Source organism: Flectobacillus rivi, assembly GCF_030056655.1.
Lineage (GTDB): Bacteria > Bacteroidota > Bacteroidia > Cytophagales > Spirosomataceae > Flectobacillus > Flectobacillus rivi.
On sequence record NZ_JASHIE010000009.1, the window covers coordinates 64,655 to 81,496 of the forward strand.

Sequence of the window (16,842 nt, forward strand, 5' to 3'; positions counted from 1 at the left end):
GGGATAACTTTACAGACCGAACGTAAACCTCTCAATTTACAAGGCTGAGGTTGGACGTCGATGATTGATTTTTGAAACCGAAAAAACAATGGCTGAACAGAAACAAGATACGGCATCTGCATTAAAAGACATTATTTCACATGCCAAAGAATATGGCTTTGTGTTTCCTTCTTCTGAGATTTATGACGGTCTACAAGCCGTATATGACTACGGTCAAAATGGTGTTGAGTTAAAAAACAACCTTAAAACTTTGTGGTGGAAAGCGATGACTATGTTGAACGACAACGTAGTAGGTATTGATGCTTCCATCTTTATGCACCCTCTCACTTGGAAAGCTTCTGGGCACGTTGACTCTTTCAACGACCCAATGATTGATAACAAAGATTCGAAAAAACGCTACCGTGCCGACCAATTGTTGGAAGGTCGCGCTGAAGAATACGAAAAAGCTGGTACTCCAGAAAAAGGCAAAGCTTTATTGGAAGCTATGGCAAAAGCTATGACCGACGACGATATGTCTGGCTTACGTCAATTGATTTTGGATGAAGAAATTAAATGCCCTATTTCAGGTACAGGCAACTGGACCGAAGTTCGTCAGTTCAACTTGATGTTCTCGACACAAGTAGGTGCAGTTTCTGAAGATGCTTCATTGATTTACCTTCGTCCAGAAACGGCTCAGGGTATCTTTGTAAACTTCTTGAACGTACAAAAATCAGGTCGTATGAAAGTGCCATTTGGTATTGCCCAAATTGGTAAGGCTTTCCGTAACGAGATTGTAGCTCGTAACTTCATTTTCCGTATGCGTGAATTTGAACAAATGGAAATGCAATTTTTCTGTCGCCCTGGTACCGAAATGCAATGGTATAATGCTTGGAAAGAAACTCGTTTGAAATTCCACAAAGCTATTGGTTTGCCAGCAGAAAAATTACGTTACCACGACCACGAGAAATTGGCTCACTATGCCAATGCTGCTGTGGATATTGAGTATGAATTCCCATTCGGTTTCAAAGAAATGGAAGGTATTCACTCTCGTACAGATTTTGACTTAAAATCGCACCAAGGACTTTCGAAGAAAAAACAACAATACTTCGATGCAGACTTGGACGAAAATGGTAAACCTTACGGAAATTATATTCCATACGTGGTAGAAACGTCGGTAGGAGCCGACCGTTTGTTCTTAGCAGTACTTTGTAATGCTTATACTAACGAGGTAGTAGGCGAGGGAGAAGCAGCGAAAGAAAGAACATACTTGAAGTTCCACCCATCTGTTGCTCCAATCAAGGCAGCCGTGTTGCCATTGGTGAAAAAAGACGGTTTAGCAGAAAAAGCACAAGATATTTACCATTCATTGAAGCGTTCATTCAACGTAACTTATGATGATGGTGGAGCGATTGGTAAGCGTTATACTCGCCAAGACTTGGCAGGAACACCTTTCTGTATTGCTGTGGATTACCAAACAATGGAAGATAATACCGTTACGATTCGTCACCGTGATAGCATGGAGCAGGAGCGTGTAGCGATTGCTGATCTTCGTGAAAAAATTGGCTTTGCTGTTTCGATGGAGAGAGTTTTTGAGCAATTGTAAAAGATTCTTTTTTAAAATATAAAAACGCCTAGTAAGTTCGCTTGCTAGGCGTTTTTGTTGAAATATCTTCGTAAACAATTCTGGTTTGTTTTTTTAAACTGAAACTCCTTTTTTCTAGAGTTTTTCAAGGTAAAATATAACTCACAAAAAAATCTCAGTAACTTTATTTTGTCAAACAATAAAACATTTGTAACATGATTACTATCAACAACGAAGGCGAATACGAAAAAGCTTCAGACCGTGCAGACGAAATTTTTGGTGCAAAACCTGGCACACCCGAACACAAAGAATTACAAGAGTTATTGAAAGCTTTGAAAAAGTATGAAGATGATTTTGTGAAAATGTTGAAAGGTTATAATTCCTAATTGTCTTCAAACTTTATATTCAATTTGCTTTTACACTCATGAAACAAACTTACCTCTTTTTGATTTTTGTGTCGATGGCATTGAATTTATCGGCACAAAAAAGACTACGTGATTATGGCGTCAAAATCGGCGTCATGAAAACAGGAACGCTTAATGCCATCACTGATGTCAAGGGCGTGAAGGTAGGTCATACCACTATTCAACAGGGCGATACCATTAATACAGGAGTAACAGCTATTATTCCTGCCGAAGGGAATCTTTTTCAAAGTAAAGTGCCAGCAGCAATATACATAGGCAATGGCTTTGGAAAACTCATGGGAATATCTCAAGTAAAAGAACTGGGTAATATAGAAACGCCTATTATCCTGACCAACACCTTGTCGATTGCCACTGCTGCTGATGCCATCATTGACTATTCAGTATCCCAAAAAGAAAATCAAAATCTACGTTCTGTCAATGCAATTGTTGGAGAAACCAACGATAGCTATCTCAATGATATAGTGGGTCGTCATGTCAAAAAGCAACATGTACTAAAGGCAATTGAGAATGCCACAAATGGTGCGGTGACTGAAGGAAATGTAGGTGCAGGAACAGGAACGGTTTGTTTTGGTTTTAAGGGCGGTATTGGTACAGCCTCAAGAGTATTGCCCAAAGCATCGGGTGGATATACCGTTGGTGTGCTGGTACAAACCAATTTTGGAGGCGTATTGCAAATCGATGGAGTACCCGTAGGCGTGGCGCTGAACCAATATTTTCTCAATAACCAGCTCAATGACCCTGCCGATGGTTCTTGTATGATTGTAGTGATTACTGATGCACCAGTTACGTCCAGAAACCTCGAACGAATCGCTAAAAGAGCCATGATGGGATTAGCCAAAACGGGTGGTATTGCCTCCAATGGAAGTGGTGATTATGTCATTGCTATATCCAATGCAGAAGACCTACGTGTTGCTCACGATTCTAAAGAAAAATTGCAAACCGTACAAGAACTACGAAATGATGAGGTTTCGCCTTTATTTTTGGCTACCATTGAAGCCACAGAGGAGGCTATTCTTAATTCACTTTTTGCTGCCAAAACCCTTAAAGGTAAAAACGGAACGATTCAAGCGTTACCCATTGATAAAACAATTGGGTTGCTGAGAGAGTATAAGAAAATCAATTGAGTGAACAGTGGCAAAGGCACAAAGTAATCCAGTGTTTAAAATGGAATACCCCCTTTGTCCCTATGTGCCTCTGTTCCTGTTCCCTTCATTTAATAATTTCTCATGAAAAAACTAACCCTTCTTCTCTGCTTCGCCATTGGCGCTAAAGCACAAGTCAAAACACTCCCTTTTGACAAAAAAGTCCCTACTGGTATTTCCGTAAAAGGCAAAGTATCAGATGCTATTAAGTGGCAAGATCAGACGGGCGAAAATATTGTTTTTCTGAGCCTTGAAAGAAAACAAGTTACTGGCGTAGATACACCTTCTGGAGATGCCCAAACTGCCAAAGTGCATGCATATCAGTATAACAAACAAGGGGATAAATACCAACTTGTTTGGGAATTGAAAGATGGCATAGACGAATGCCCATTGGATGTTGCTGCTACATTTATTCCTAAATCGCTACAAGTAACTGACCTTGATGCAAACCAAAAAGGAGAAGTATCTTTTTTGTACAAAACAGCTTGCCGTGGCGATGTGAGTCCAGCTGCATTGAAATTATTGGTCTATGAACAAAAAAGCAAATATATTCTCCGTGGCGAAACTTATGTCAAAATGGTGAAAGAGGGCGGTAAGTTTACGATCGACAAAAGTTTTACCACCGCACCAAAGGGCTTTTTAGATTTTGCTAAAAAACAATGGAATAAATTCAAAGTGGAAGAAAGCTTTGAATAGAAATAGAGAGTGACAATTTCGGATATTAGATATCGGATTGCGGATGTATAGCATATTACCGCCTTTGTTGGAGTTTTTTCTCCAACAAACTTGCGTAAGCAACAAAGGCACTATCCTTGTTATTTAACTGTGGCTAGTTGCTGACGCTTATCTCGTTAGAAAAAACTTCAACGAGGACGAAAATCATTCTTAAAGTCCTAACCCACAATTATATATTAATTTATGATAACCCTTCATTTAAAACTATTTTATGAAAAAAACAATCTCAACAATCTTACTGGCCACGCTAGTAAGCTGGCAAGTAACTCATGCCCAAGGACCACGAACTGCCGAGGTATGGCTGACTCATGCAGATCAATCAAAACTGTTTGAGAAACAAGCTGAAACCTTTACGTTCAGTCCCCAATCAAGTATACTTCCTACGATTTTTGTAGATGAAAAACAGAAGTTTCAATCTATGGATGGGTTTGGATTTACCTTGACAGGAGGAAGTGCAACTTTGTTATGGCAAATGGATACCGACAAACGTAAAGCACTTTTGAAGGAACTGTTTGCTTTCGATGGTAAAAATATTGGTATTAGCTATCTACGCGTTAGTATTGGAGCTTCAGATTTGAGCGATCACGTATTTACTTACAATGATTTGCCGACTGGTCAAACTGATGAAAAGATTCAAAAGTTTGATTTGACAGAGGAAAAAAAGGCTCTAATTCCTATTCTAAGAGAGATTTTGGCAATTAATCCTGCTATTAAAATTTTAGGTTCGCCTTGGACACCGCCCGTGTGGATGAAGACCAATGGTAACTCGAAAGGAGGAAGCCTTTTGCCAAAATATTATGATGCCTACGCTTTATACTTGGTCAAATATATTCAAAGTATGAAAAAAGAAGGTGTCAATATTGATGCTATCACCATTCAGAACGAGCCATTGCATCCAGGCAATAATCCAAGTTTGTTGATGCAACCTGAAGAACAAGGAGCCTTTATAAAACAAAGTTTAGGTAAAGCGTTTAAATCAGCAAAAATTACTACTAAAATCTGGTTATATGACCACAACGCCGACAGACCAGATTATCCAATTGCTATCTTAAATGACCCAGAAGTACGCCAGTATGTCGACGGTTCAGCTTTTCACTTGTATGGAGGAAGCGTAGAAAGTATTAGACAAGTACACGAAGCTCATCCAGACAAGAATCTTTATTTTACAGAACAATGGATTGGAGCCCCTGGGAATTTTGCAGGAGATTTGGCATGGCACACTAAGACCTTAATCATTGGAGCGCCGCGCAACTGGTGCAAAACGGTATTGGAATGGAATCTCGCTGCTGACCCACAGCAAAATCCACATACAGAAGGAGGTTGTACAGAATGTTTGGGAGCTCTGACGATTGATAAAAACGAGATTAAGCGTAATCCAGCCTATTATATTGTAGCGCATGCTTCAAAATTTGTCCGTCCCAACGCTCAAAGAATTGCCTCAAATACAACTATGGGATTACAAAATATTGCATTTAAAACAGCAGAAGGGCGTATTGTTCTGATTGTTTTAAATGAAAGTAACAAACCTTCAACTTTTATGATTAGTCATCAAAACAAGAAAATCCAGCAGACTCTTCCTGCAGGAACGGTGGCTACTTATGTATGGTAAGGTACAGTATCTATCATGGAAAAGGGCAATAAATTGCCATATAAAATGAATCATGTTCATTAGTGATAAACGACTAAAAAATATTTTTTCTGAAAAAAAGTATAATTAAAGGACGAAAAAATACGTTGCAATTAGTACAGAATCTTTTAATTATGAAGATTTTGTACTAATTTGCAAAGAGTTACCTTTTAGAAGCCTTAATATTATGCTAAAAAAAATATTTCTAACCTGCATTCTCATTACTTCTGGTATCGCCTCCAAAGCACAACAAATTCGGAAAGATACTACCGAAACAAGGTCTAGTTATCATCCCTTGTCGATTGTCAACAATCTTCTCGGTTTTGCTCATGATCACCTACATTTTAGGTATCGTTCGGGAGGAAGTTCTACAAGCGGATTCGACTGTTCTGGCTTTGTCCGTTATTGTTTTCGTAACTTTGGCATGATGCTTCCCCACGGCAGTGCAGCACAATCTTTAATTGGAGATGAAATAGCAAAAGCAGAAGCTCTTCCAGGCGATTTAATCTTTTTTAAAGGACATAATTCAGGGAGTAGCCGTATAGGTCACGTTGGCATTATTACTGAAGTTGGTGATACCTATATCAAGTTTATACATTCAGCTTGGAACGGTGGTGTGCGCTATGATTATCTGGAGTCTGACTATTATCGTAGAAGATTTATTAGTATCAAACGTGTAGTTGGATTGCTCGATATGGTACCTCAGCGCAAAGCTAATTCGTTTAAAAAATAAAATACGTTTGTATAACACACTATTGTCATAAAATCAATTTTCGTTCTTTCGTTTGTTTGTAGGGGAGAGCCCTAATACTTGTCTACCAACGTTTTGTTTAACTGTATCGTTTAGACACCAGAAATCTATACCACAATGAATATTGTCATTCATTTACTAATCATCCTACTTAATATTTATACCATAGTTTTTTTGTTTTTACTTATACAAAGGATATTTCCAACCAAGAAAACTACCCTGCACTTATTATTCACCTTAACAATTGTTTTTATATGTTTTACTATTTCTACGATTAACACACCCACAAATAATAACTCGACCCTTTCAGCTCATTCCGTCAATCGTACTTATTCTGTTGATCCACTTTGTCAAGTGGAGCTTTCTTTCATGCCCCGACTTCAAGCTCAGGACTCTAGTGTTTATGTTGTTTCAAAGCTAAAGGGACTTATCGCAGGATTGCAGTGGCAGCAAGATTCGATTGTAAAACAAACTACGCTCTCGTATATTCATTATCAAGTAATCGGGCGGATAAAGTATTTGATTTTGGGATTCCCAGTGTATAGTAATAAACAAGTTTTCTCAGGAATGATTAAATTTGATGAACTAAGACATTATCAGGAATCATCAACAAAATGGAATACTTCAACCAACAACAATTCGCAGAACAACTTGATGCAGAAGATGTACTAAAAGATTTTCGTTCTCAATTTCATATTCCTATCCACAAGGGTCAGGAACAAATTTATTTTTGTGGTAATTCATTGGGACTTCAGCCTAAAAATACCTCCGTTTATCTAGATCAAGAACTCGAAAAATGGCGTAATCTTGCCGTAGAAGGCTGGTTTACGGGTGATGACAATTGGATTAATTATTTACAGCACCTTAAAACACCTTTGTCTAAAATAGTAGGAGCTATGCCTTCAGAGGTTACAGTGATGAATAACCTTACGGTAAATCTACATTTGATGCTGACGACTTTTTATCAGCCAACTTCTACTCGCTTCAAAATCTTGACTGAAGCAGGAGCTTTTCCTTCTGATCAATATGCTTTAGAAACGCATCTCCAAACAAGAGGTATCGATCCCCAAACAGCAATTCTTGAAGTTTTTCCAAGAGAAAATGAGCATATTTTTTACACAGAAGATATTCTTCAATTGATTCATGAAAATAAGGACAGCTTAGCAATGGTGATGCTCGGCGGAATCAATTATTACAATGGACAAGTATTAGATATGCCCCTGATTACACAAACTGCTCATTCGTATGGAATCGTTGTAGGTTTTGATTTGGCACACTGTGTGGGCAATATCCCGCTTCAATTACATGAGTGGGGCATTGATTTCGCAGTTTGGTGCTCCTACAAATACCTTAATTCTGGAATGGGAGGCGTATCAGGGGTGTTTATTCACGAAAAACATCATACCTCTAATTTGCCAAGATTAGCGGGTTGGTGGGGATATGACCAAGCTACACGTTTTAAGATGGAAAAAGGGTTTGTGCCCATGAAAGGCGCAGATGGCTGGCAACTGAGTACACCAACCATTTTAGCTATGGCCTGCCATCGTGCAGCCTTAGAAATAACTGACGCTGCTGGCATACAAGCTTTACGGGCTAAAAGCATTCAATTAACAGGCTTTTTACGGTTTATTCTGGAAAAATTTAATGAGCAAAATAATCACATTCTGAAAATCATTACCCCTATAGATACTCAACAAAATGGCTGTCAGATTTCTATTTTAGCGGAGAAAAATGGAAAAGAGCTTTTCAATCGATTAGTAGAAAACCAAATTATTGGTGACTGGCGTGAACCTAACGTAATCAGGCTGTCGCCTGTCCCTTTGTATAATACTTTTACAGAGGTCTATCAAGTAGGCGTGGCATTAGGAGTATCGTAGGGAAGGTATTATCCATTTTATAAACAATCTATTAAAATTATGAAAAAACTTGCTTTTGTATTGAGTCTTTGTCTGGCAAGCGTAAAGCTGATGGCGCAAGACCCTTGGATAGTGAAAGCCGATAAAATTGACTCAAAAGGGTATTATGGTGTGACCGTTGCCAACGGAATGATTGGTATAGTGTCGTCACCAGAGCCTCTTCGTGTAAAAGACGTGGTGTTAAATGGAGCGTTTGACACTTACGGTCGTGGACGAGTGTCGAATATTCTCAAAACGTTTGATTTTGCGAATATGGATTTAGAGGTAGATGGAAAAAAGGTTACTAAAAATGATATTTCTTCATATCAACAATCACTTGATATGAGAAATGCCATTTTTTCTACAAGTTTTGATTATCAAGGAAAAGTAAGTGTAAAATCATCGATGATGGCATTACGCCATTTGCCACATTCTATGATGATTGATATTGAGATTACTGCCCAGAAAACTTGTGAAATAACGCCCTACAGCTTGATGTCAGCACCAGATATTTTACGAGATGTCAAGAATACTTTTCATTTAATAGACCGTCCTCACGCTCAAATTCCATTGTTGACTTCGGTCGCTAAATCTCCAACGGGGAAGCATACTTTAGCTGCCTCTAACTCTTTTATTTTTGAAGAGCCAAGAGGGACTGAGCCGAAGGTAATTCACGAAGAATGGGATTATGGTTTGCACCGATTGAAGTTTACTAAAAAACTTGAAGCAGGTCAAACTTACCGTTTTAGCGTTGTAGGTTCTACCATTTCGACAGAACAAAACGTAGATCCACTGAATGAAGCAGAGCGTCTGACTATTTATGCAGCCCTCGAAAAGCATGATCGTTTATTAGCCCGACATAAGGCGGCTTGGGATGAGCTTTGGCAATCCGATATTCAGATCGAAGGGGATGATGAAGCGCAACGGGCGACACATTTTGCCTTGTATCATTTGTATTCGTTTTGTCGCGAAGGACAAGCCTATAGTTTGTCTCCTATGGGTTTATCAGGTTTGGGGTATAATGGTCATGTATTTTGGGACACAGAGGTATGGATGTTTCCTCCAATATTGTTATTGCACCCTGAGATGGCCAAGTCATTGTTAGAATACCGTTTTCAACGAATGGAGGCTGCTCGCAACAATGCTAAAGTGCATGGCTATAAAGGCGTGATGTTTCCGTGGGAGTCGGACGATAAAGGTCAAGAATCTACCCCAGTTTGGGCTTTAACAGGTCCTTTTCAGCATCATATCACAGCAGATGTTGGTTGGGCATTTTGGAAATACTATCAAGTAACCAAAGATAAAGAATGGCTCAAAACTCGTGGATATCCCATGTTAAAGGAGGTAGCAGATTTTTGGGTAAGTAGAGCCGAAAAAGGAGCAGACAACAAATATCATATCATCAATGTGGTTTGTGCTGATGAATGGGCAGAAAATGTAGATGATAATGCTTATACCAACGGAATGGCAAAAGAAGTGCTTGAGTTTGCTATAGATGCAGCCGATGAGTTACATATCGATGCTAATCCTATGTGGGAAGAGGTGATGAAAAATCTAGTAATTCTGAAAGATGCCAATGGTGTGACCATGGAACACGCTACCTATAAGGGCGAAATCATCAAACAAGCAGATGTAAATTTGTTGTCGTATCCAATGCATCAGGTGAGCACACCAGAGGATATTAAGCGGGATTTACACTACTATGAGGCAAAAATGTCTCCTGATGGACCTGCTATGTCTTGGGCTATATTATCCATTTTATATGCACGTTTAGGGGAAGCTGAAAAAGCACATGAGTTAATGGTAAAGAGTTATCAACCCAATGAAGTGCCTCCTTTTAAAGTCTTGGCAGAGACGGCTGGAGGTGATAATCCCTATTTTGCCACAGGTGCTGGAGGCTTTTTACAAACTATTATCAATGGCTTTGGAGGGTTAGAAATAGAGGAAAACGGAGTTGAACAGATAAAGTCCATTAGGCTCCCTAAGCAATGGAAATCGCTTACGATAAAAGGTGTTGGTGTTCATAAAAAGACATATACTGTAAATAACAAGTAAGGGTAAAAAACAAGCATCAGTCACCTCTAATTTAGAGATTGAATGAAGGAGTAATTATGTTAAAATTTGTATTCTTGCAGTAGAGGTGCAATGATTTCGTCTAGAGCCGAGTCATATCTAGCATGATAGTATCAAAAAAGCGGTCGGAAAATATTTTCCGACCGCTTTTTTGATGAAAAATTGGATACTAACCCTAATACTAAAATTGGAAATGCCTCATGTCTAAATTTTATAAGTTATCAATTTCCTCTAAAGAAAGTCCTGTTAATCGTTGAATGCTAGAAGTATCAAGTCCCATCATCTTAGCTTGTCGAGCAATATTTCGTTGCTCTTCCTTTTTCCCTTCTAATTTCCCTTCTAATTTCCCTTCTAATTTCCCTTCTAATTTTCCTTCTAATTTTCCTTCTAGTTTCCCTTGTAGTCTACCTTCCTGCCTTCCTTCTTCTCTGCCTTCTTCTCTGCCTGCTTGTTTGCCTACCATCATACCCTCTAGGAGTCCTTCTTCTCGGGCAGTTTCCACGGCATAGTCGTATGTGGCTTTGTTATCTCTGAATACTTTGAGACTGTATTCGTACCTTTCCCAATCCTCTCTATCCATTTTGGCTAGTTCGGCTATCTGAAAAGCATGGGTAAACACTTCGTCTTTGAACAACTCTGGTATGTTCTGAAAGTCTTCTAGGTTTTTGATAAAATACAACCACTTATCTAGTCTGGTAGCCAACTCATGTTCTTCTTTTTTGAAATTGGGCATTTCAAGATAAATGTAGGTCAACTTATCATAAAAGACCTTTCCATGCTGATTTTTGAGATTGATAGTATGCACTACCTCTGATTTTTCAGGTTCAGATTCGTAATCATCAAAGGTGAAATCCAGCACGCCAATGCAGTACACCGCTTTGAGATTGTAATTCCAGATACCTTTTTCGGCTTGCTCCCGAATCGGAAAAGTCGAGTAATAAATAGTCCTTTCTCTGAAATAATTCTGTTTGGCTTTTTGTAATTCTACAATAAACTTTTCACCATTTTGATTTTCGCAATAGATGTCATAAATGGCTTTTCTGTCATAAGGCGTAAAGCCTAATTGTTCATTGTTTTTGAAGGTGAGTTCTACGATTTGGTCTCTTTCGGGCAAAAGGGAGTTCAGGAAGTCAATAAGTTGTGGCTTACTGGCTTCTTCACCAAAGATTTTTTTGAACCCGAAGTCCGTAAATGGATTAAGATATTTTGCTTTCATGTTTATAAAGGAGTAGTTCTAAAATCCAAAGTTAGATAATTTTCAGGACTTACCTCTATACTGTCTAAATGTTTGATTTATAGTTTCTTGGAAAAAGAAAAAATACTACAGGTAAATAGTGAAAAGTAGATTAAAGTAAAAGCCAGCCTGAAAATGTCAAGCTGGCTTTCGCTATCGAAATGTATTGCTGTTATTTTTTTCCAACATATCTCTCAAAAAACTCGTAGATACGCAACATGCGGTCTATTCGCTGACGAATATTTCCACTTCTAGATAACTCATGAGTGCCACCTGGCATACGTACATATTCTACTTCTTTACCCATGATTTTCATAGATTTGAACATCATTTCACTTTGAATTACCCCTGTTCTTAAATCATTTTCACCATGTTTGATTAACAATGGCGTTTTGATTTTGTCGATGTAAGTATATGGGGATTCTCTTTCCAAAATTGGTTTGATCTTCTCCTCCCAAGGATATCCTCCAAAGTAGTTTGGTACCAATCTCCAAGCATTTCCTTCACCCATAAAGGTAGTGAGGTCATATACGCCACGTTGTGCAAAGGCAGCCTTAAAACGATGGTCATGTCCTACAATCCAAGCGGTAAGATAACCTGCATAAGAACCTCCTGTCAGTACTTGCTTTGAGGTATCAACCCATGCTTCTTTAGCAGCATCCGAAGCCGCTGCGAGTACATCTTCTGCGGGTCCTGTACCCCAATCTTGATAGTTCGCAAATTGAAAATCTTTTCCATATCCACCCGAACCTCTAGGGTTGGCATATACAACGGCATAACCTTGTGAGCAAAAATATTGGAACTCATGCCACATCGAACTTTCGCCAGGTCCCCACATCGCAGTTGGGCCTCCGTGCATATTGAGTAACAATGGATACTTTTTCCCATTTTCCATATTGGCAGGCTTCATAATCCAATATTCTACGATTAAGCCTTTTGAGTTTTTATAAGTACGCTTTTCTGGAAAACTAATAGCTTTTGCACTAAGCCAGTCATCATTTAATGACGTGATTTTTACTGGATTTTTTACTGATAAGTCCGCAACGTATAGCTCTGATGGATTTTTAACTTCAGTTTTAGCAAAAGCAATTTTATCTTTAGCAATATCGAATGCCGTAATGCCTGTATTGAAATCTGTTAGTTTTTCAATTTTTTTGCTCGCAATATCTAATTTATAAATTGGAGTTCCACCATTTGAGGGAGCTGTCAGATACAAAGCTTTTGAATCATCTGTCCATTCCAAATTTCCAGATGCTCTATCAAACACGATAGACGTAATATTACTTCCATCTGCATTGGCAATTAATAGCTGATTGAAGCCTAACCAACTCACTTCTGATTGTGTAAAGGCAATCAATTTACCATCTGGCGATGGAGTAGGGTTGCTGTAACTAACCCCTTTTTTGGCAACAATATATTTCAAATCACTACCATCGACATTCATGCTTACGATAGCTGAATTTTGTTCTCTGTCTGGGTGCAATGTCGTATCTCTACCACAAGAAGCAAAGATTTTTTTGCCATCTGCCGACCATGTAGCTCCGTTGTACGACCAGTAGCCATGCGTAATTTGTTTGGCTTTGGCTCCTTCTTTTACCTCTATGACAAAAAGCAGATTGAAACGTATTTCTGGATCGGTATTGGCTTCTCCTTGGAAATTTAAACGGCTGAAAACTTTAGCTTTTTTATCTTCGACATCTTTGTCCAAATAAGCTCTAATTTCTGCTAATGAACCGTCTGGATTTGGTTTTACTTTTTTGTCAGCTTTAAGAAAGGTGTTATCCTTAAAGCCAGCTTTTTCAAATGACCAAGAAGGTAATGCTTTTGAGGGATTCAATAAGGTATCTCTCAACATCTCATTTACTGTTGTACCTACAGAGAAGAGAATTTTAGAACCATCTGGAGACCATGATGGATTGGAAGCACCTTGTTTGAGATCCGTCAACTGAAAAGCTTCACCGCCATCTAATGGCATAATAAAGATTTGCGATTTACCTTTTACACCACGTGCAAAAGCAATCTGCTTTCCATCGGGCGACCAAATGGCACTGCCTACGCTTTCTAGACCACGCGTAAGCTGTTTGCTAGTCTGAAAATCGGACACCCAAATATGCGAGCGATAGTCAAACTCAAGTTTGTTTTCTTCGCTAGGTTCATTGGTACGAATAGAATAGATCACTTTTTTGCCATCAGGAGATAAATTGACGGAACCAACGGATTTGATTTTATTCATGTCTGTAACCAAAACTTTGTCTTTGCCATTTTGCGCAAACAAGCTATTGGATACCACTAGCAGGATAATGGATAAGCGTTTTATCATGTTAATGAAGTAAGATTTGTGAAAAGTAAATTGTGCTATAACAAATCTAATAAAAAAGCTAGTCTCTCGGAAGAAACTAGCTTTTTTATCGCTCTAACACGGGTAGTCAACTCTAAACAACCAATCTTAGTTGTTAGAACTTTTAGTTTCTACTCTAACACGTCCATTAGCATCTTTTACTACTTGCAAATAGGAGTGTTTAGATGAATTATCTTTTGAAGCTTCCTTCGGTTTTTCAGTGGGCTTGTTTTCGGTTGCAACAACTTGAGAAGGAGCATCGGTCTTTTTCAATTCTTTTGCATTGGCGCTTGCTTTTCCAATCGATTCGTTTTTGCTATTTCTAACACGAATACGACCTTCTTCATCAGTGTACACATTCAGGTAGTCATGACCAGAAGTGTTGGTTGAATTGGATGAAGCGTTGACAACAGCTGTACTTACTTCTAAAGGTTGCTGTTTGGGAGGAGTAATAAGAGCCGTTTCGGCAGTACCAGAAGAATCAAGTTTGTAATTACCATTGATATCTTTGACAACTCTTATGTATTTATGAGCAGCATTGGCCGACTGGTTGCTCGCGATGACATTGGGAGCAGCTACGGTGCTAACAGGGGCTTTGTAAGCGGTATCCAGTACCATTCTTCCGTCTTTCATTTCAAATTTTATAGGAAGATGCTGACGGAACTCTTTGTTAAATTCACCCTTCTCGCCAGGCTCAAAACTTGGTAAGATATAAGCAGGGTTATCCATAGAAAGGATTTTCATTTGGATTTCGGCTTCACCATTTGCAAGAAGTTCTAGTTCTTTAGCAGCGGCAAAAGAAAGGTCTAACACACGACTGTAAGCAAAAGGACCTCGGTCGTTTACTTTTACAATCACCTTTTTATTATTGCTGGTGTTGGTTACCTCTAAGATGGTATTGAAAGGAAGATTGCGATGGGCGCAAGTGTATTCGTCTCGGCTGTAGTACTCTCCACTGGAAGTCATTCGTCCGTGGAATTTGTCGGCATAATAGGACGCTCGTCCGTAATATTTTTCGCCAACTTGTGCTTTTGTCAAAAACTGTTGCCAGAAGAAAACACAAAAAAGTACTATATGCTTGATAATCCTCATAGAATTAGGGTTTAAATTTATTTGGTAAAAGAGGCTAAAAATTGGCTTTTTAAAGACCAAAAACCCTTAAACCAAAGATAAATGAAGTACCACTTTGGGTAGGAAATCTGTACATTAATAGTATGCTCTATGTCTGGAGAACATCTTACAAAGGTAGTGAAAAAAAATATATATCTGACTATCAAAAAATTAGCTTTTGGATTTTTTTTTATTTCAGAATAAACTTTCGAGAAATAACGCAAAAAGCAAATTTTTATTGGAGAGGCTTTCCAAGTTTGATTCCTTGGTTTGGAAGTTATAAGACAAGTTTTGTGAAAAAATAACGTATATAGCTGTTCTTGGAAAAGTGAAAAATGATTTTTCTCAATCCTTTTAAAATAGATAGAACTTCTGAAAATTAATAAGTTAAATAAGAATAGGCTAGTTGCATTAATAAGCACTGAAGGTGAAGGCAAAGCGTTAATCGAGGCTTAGCTTTTAGTAATTTTTTTTCTCAATAAAAATGAAAAAATAGAGGTCTTTTTCATTTTAAGTATCTCCTGAAAAGTAGTATAAAGCCTAGAACTACGTTGTTTTAGAGGCAAAAAAAAGAGACTCCTCTTTCGAGGAATCTCTACATGTTAAATAGTCTGGTAAGAAATTATCTTTGGTCCATTGCTACATACTCACGTGGAGTAGCACCAACATACACTTGACGTGGACGACCAATAGGTTCTTTATTTGCTTTCATTTCTTTCCATTGTGCGATCCAACCAGGAAGACGACCAATAGCAAACATTACTGTAAACATATCAGTAGGAATACCTAATGCACGGTAAATGATACCTGAATAGAAGTCAACGTTTGGATATAATTTACGAGCTACAAAGTATTCATCGCTCAATGCAGCAGCTTCTAATTCAGAAGCGATTTTCAACACTGGATCGTTAATACCCAAAGCTGCTAATACATCGTCTGCTGCTTTTTTGATGATTCTTGCACGAGGGTCAAAGTTTTTGTAAACACGGTGTCCAAAGCCCATTAAGCGGAAACCAGAGTTTTTATCTTTGGCCATTGCGATATACTTAGCAGTATCACCACCGTCAGCTTTGATAGCTTCCAACATTTCAATTACTTCTTGGTTTGCACCACCATGTAATGGACCAGAAAGCGCATTGATACCTGCCGAGATTGAAGCATATAAACTTGCATGAGAAGAGCCAACCAAACGAACTGTCGAAGTAGAGCAGTTTTGTTCGTGGTCTGCATGAAGAATCAATAATTTATTTAAAGCCGCCGAAACTACTGGATCAACTTGGTAAGGAGCTACTGGCAAAGCAAACATCATGTTTAAGAAGTTTGAGCAGTAATCCAAAGAGTTGTTAGGATAGTTTACAGGATGACCTTGAGATTTTTTGTATGACCAAGTCGCCATAGACGGCATTTTAGCCATTAAACGGATAATGTTTAACTCGTCAGAACCAGATTTATCGCCTGTGTAGAAAGCTGACATAGCACAAACCATCGCCGATAAAACGCCCATTGGGTGAGCATTTACAGGGAAGCCTTCAAAAATCTTACGCATATCTTCGTTAACGATAGTATGCATTTTGATTGCATTTTCGAATGTTGCGTATTGTTCTGCAGTAGGCAACTCACCGTAGATCAACAAGTAAGCTACTTCTAAGAATGAAGCTTTCTCAGCTAATTCTTCGATAGAATATCCTCTGTAACGGAGAATTCCTAACTCACCATCGAGGAATGTAATCGCACTTTTCGTAGCACCTGTGTTTTTGTAACCCGAGTCAATTGTAATATAACCTGTCTCATCACGGAGCTTGGCAATATCAATTGCTTTTTCATCTTCAGTTCCAGTAATAACAGGTAACTGAATGCGTTTGTCACCTAATGATAGTTCTGCAAAATCTGACATAACCTATATATTATTTGGCTTAACCTTTTGAAATTTTGTTTTTATTTTGACGAAGCG

At 38.5% G+C, this 16,842-nt stretch carries 13 protein-coding genes; 9 read left to right on the top strand and 4 right to left on the bottom strand.

Annotated elements, in window-relative coordinates; all coding sequences use genetic code 11:
* Positions 1–88: 88 nt before the first annotated feature.
* The 9 genes from QM481_RS13160 (at position 89) to QM481_RS13200 (ending at position 10,191) form a co-directional block, all read left to right on the top strand.
* The gene (locus tag QM481_RS13160; protein WP_095160904.1) at positions 89–1,582 is read left to right on the top strand and encodes a glycine--tRNA ligase; all 1,494 of its coding nucleotides are present in this window, start codon (positions 89–91) and stop codon (positions 1,580–1,582) included.
* A 194-nt stretch (positions 1,583–1,776) separates the two neighbouring features.
* Positions 1,777–1,947 carry a hypothetical protein gene (locus QM481_RS13165; RefSeq protein ID WP_166551236.1) on the top strand — a complete coding sequence of 57 codons (171 nt, stop codon included), beginning with the start codon at positions 1,777–1,779 and terminating at the stop codon, positions 1,945–1,947.
* Positions 1,948–1,985: 38 nt separating this feature from the next.
* Entirely contained in the window at positions 1,986–3,110 is a 1,125-nt protein-coding gene (locus QM481_RS13170; RefSeq protein WP_283382088.1) for a DmpA family aminopeptidase, read from the top strand.
* A 102-nt stretch (positions 3,111–3,212) separates the two neighbouring features.
* Positions 3,213–3,824, top strand: a complete 612-nt coding sequence (locus QM481_RS13175) for a M949_RS01915 family surface polysaccharide biosynthesis protein (RefSeq protein WP_283382089.1) — start codon at positions 3,213–3,215, stop codon at positions 3,822–3,824.
* A gap of 250 nt (positions 3,825–4,074) precedes the next feature.
* Positions 4,075–5,472 (top strand): glycoside hydrolase family 30 protein, encoded by a 1,398-nt coding sequence (locus QM481_RS13180; protein ID WP_283382090.1) that lies wholly within the window; start codon positions 4,075–4,077, stop codon positions 5,470–5,472.
* A gap of 205 nt (positions 5,473–5,677) precedes the next feature.
* Positions 5,678–6,223 (top strand): C40 family peptidase, encoded by a 546-nt coding sequence (locus QM481_RS13185; RefSeq protein WP_283382091.1) that lies wholly within the window; start codon positions 5,678–5,680, stop codon positions 6,221–6,223.
* Between the two features lie 387 nt (positions 6,224–6,610).
* Positions 6,611–6,913: a hypothetical protein gene (locus QM481_RS13190; RefSeq protein ID WP_166551261.1), complete on the top strand. Its 303-nt coding sequence runs from the start codon at positions 6,611–6,613 to the stop codon at positions 6,911–6,913.
* Positions 6,856–8,118, top strand: coding sequence for a kynureninase (gene kynU / locus QM481_RS13195; RefSeq protein ID WP_283382092.1), 1,263 nt, complete (start codon positions 6,856–6,858; stop codon positions 8,116–8,118). Before QM481_RS13190 ends, kynU begins: the two co-directional genes overlap by 58 nt.
* Positions 8,119–8,157: 39 nt before the next feature.
* The gene (locus QM481_RS13200) at positions 8,158–10,191 is read left to right on the top strand and encodes a kojibiose hydrolase (protein WP_283382093.1); all 2,034 of its coding nucleotides are present in this window, start codon (positions 8,158–8,160) and stop codon (positions 10,189–10,191) included.
* A gap of 229 nt (positions 10,192–10,420) precedes the next feature.
* Here QM481_RS13200 and QM481_RS13205 read toward each other — a convergent pair whose 3' ends face one another.
* The 4 genes from QM481_RS13205 to QM481_RS13220 form a co-directional block, all read right to left on the bottom strand.
* Complete coding sequence (locus tag QM481_RS13205) at positions 10,421–11,425, bottom strand: Rpn family recombination-promoting nuclease/putative transposase (RefSeq protein WP_283382094.1); 1,005 nt, start codon at positions 11,423–11,425, stop codon at positions 10,421–10,423.
* 190 nt (positions 11,426–11,615) lie between these two features.
* On the bottom strand, positions 11,616–13,763 hold the full coding sequence (locus QM481_RS13210) for a S9 family peptidase (protein WP_283382095.1): 2,148 nt from the start codon (positions 13,761–13,763) through the stop codon (positions 11,616–11,618).
* 126 nt (positions 13,764–13,889) lie between these two features.
* Positions 13,890–14,873 carry a septal ring lytic transglycosylase RlpA family protein gene (locus QM481_RS13215; protein ID WP_283382096.1) on the bottom strand — a complete coding sequence of 328 codons (984 nt, stop codon included), beginning with the start codon at positions 14,871–14,873 and terminating at the stop codon, positions 13,890–13,892.
* A 640-nt stretch (positions 14,874–15,513) separates the two neighbouring features.
* Positions 15,514–16,785 (bottom strand): citrate synthase, encoded by a 1,272-nt coding sequence (locus QM481_RS13220; protein ID WP_166551267.1) that lies wholly within the window; start codon positions 16,783–16,785, stop codon positions 15,514–15,516.
* Positions 16,786–16,842 lie beyond the last annotated feature (57 nt).

Excerpts from the sequence above, each read along its gene's own strand:
- QM481_RS13185 (WP_283382091.1), top strand. The coding sequence starts at position 5,678 with ATGCTAAAAAAAATATTTCTAACCTGCATTCTCATTACTTCTGGTATC.
- QM481_RS13175 (WP_283382089.1), top strand. The coding sequence starts at position 3,213 with ATGAAAAAACTAACCCTTCTTCTCTGCTTCGCCATTGGCGCTAAAGCA.
- QM481_RS13160 (WP_095160904.1), top strand. The coding sequence starts at position 89 with ATGGCTGAACAGAAACAAGATACGGCATCTGCATTAAAAGACATTATT.
- QM481_RS13210 (WP_283382095.1), bottom strand. The coding sequence starts at position 13,763 with ATGATAAAACGCTTATCCATTATCCTGCTAGTGGTATCCAATAGCTTG.
- QM481_RS13165 (WP_166551236.1), top strand. The coding sequence starts at position 1,777 with ATGATTACTATCAACAACGAAGGCGAATACGAAAAAGCTTCAGACCGT.
- QM481_RS13180 (WP_283382090.1), top strand. The coding sequence starts at position 4,075 with ATGAAAAAAACAATCTCAACAATCTTACTGGCCACGCTAGTAAGCTGG.
- kynU (WP_283382092.1), top strand. The coding sequence starts at position 6,856 with ATGGAATACTTCAACCAACAACAATTCGCAGAACAACTTGATGCAGAA.
- QM481_RS13205 (WP_283382094.1), bottom strand. The coding sequence starts at position 11,425 with ATGAAAGCAAAATATCTTAATCCATTTACGGACTTCGGGTTCAAAAAA.
- QM481_RS13215 (WP_283382096.1), bottom strand. The coding sequence starts at position 14,873 with ATGAGGATTATCAAGCATATAGTACTTTTTTGTGTTTTCTTCTGGCAA.
- QM481_RS13220 (WP_166551267.1), bottom strand. The coding sequence starts at position 16,785 with ATGTCAGATTTTGCAGAACTATCATTAGGTGACAAACGCATTCAGTTA.
- QM481_RS13190 (WP_166551261.1), top strand. The coding sequence starts at position 6,611 with ATGCCCCGACTTCAAGCTCAGGACTCTAGTGTTTATGTTGTTTCAAAG.
- QM481_RS13170 (WP_283382088.1), top strand. The coding sequence starts at position 1,986 with ATGAAACAAACTTACCTCTTTTTGATTTTTGTGTCGATGGCATTGAAT.
- QM481_RS13200 (WP_283382093.1), top strand. The coding sequence starts at position 8,158 with ATGAAAAAACTTGCTTTTGTATTGAGTCTTTGTCTGGCAAGCGTAAAG.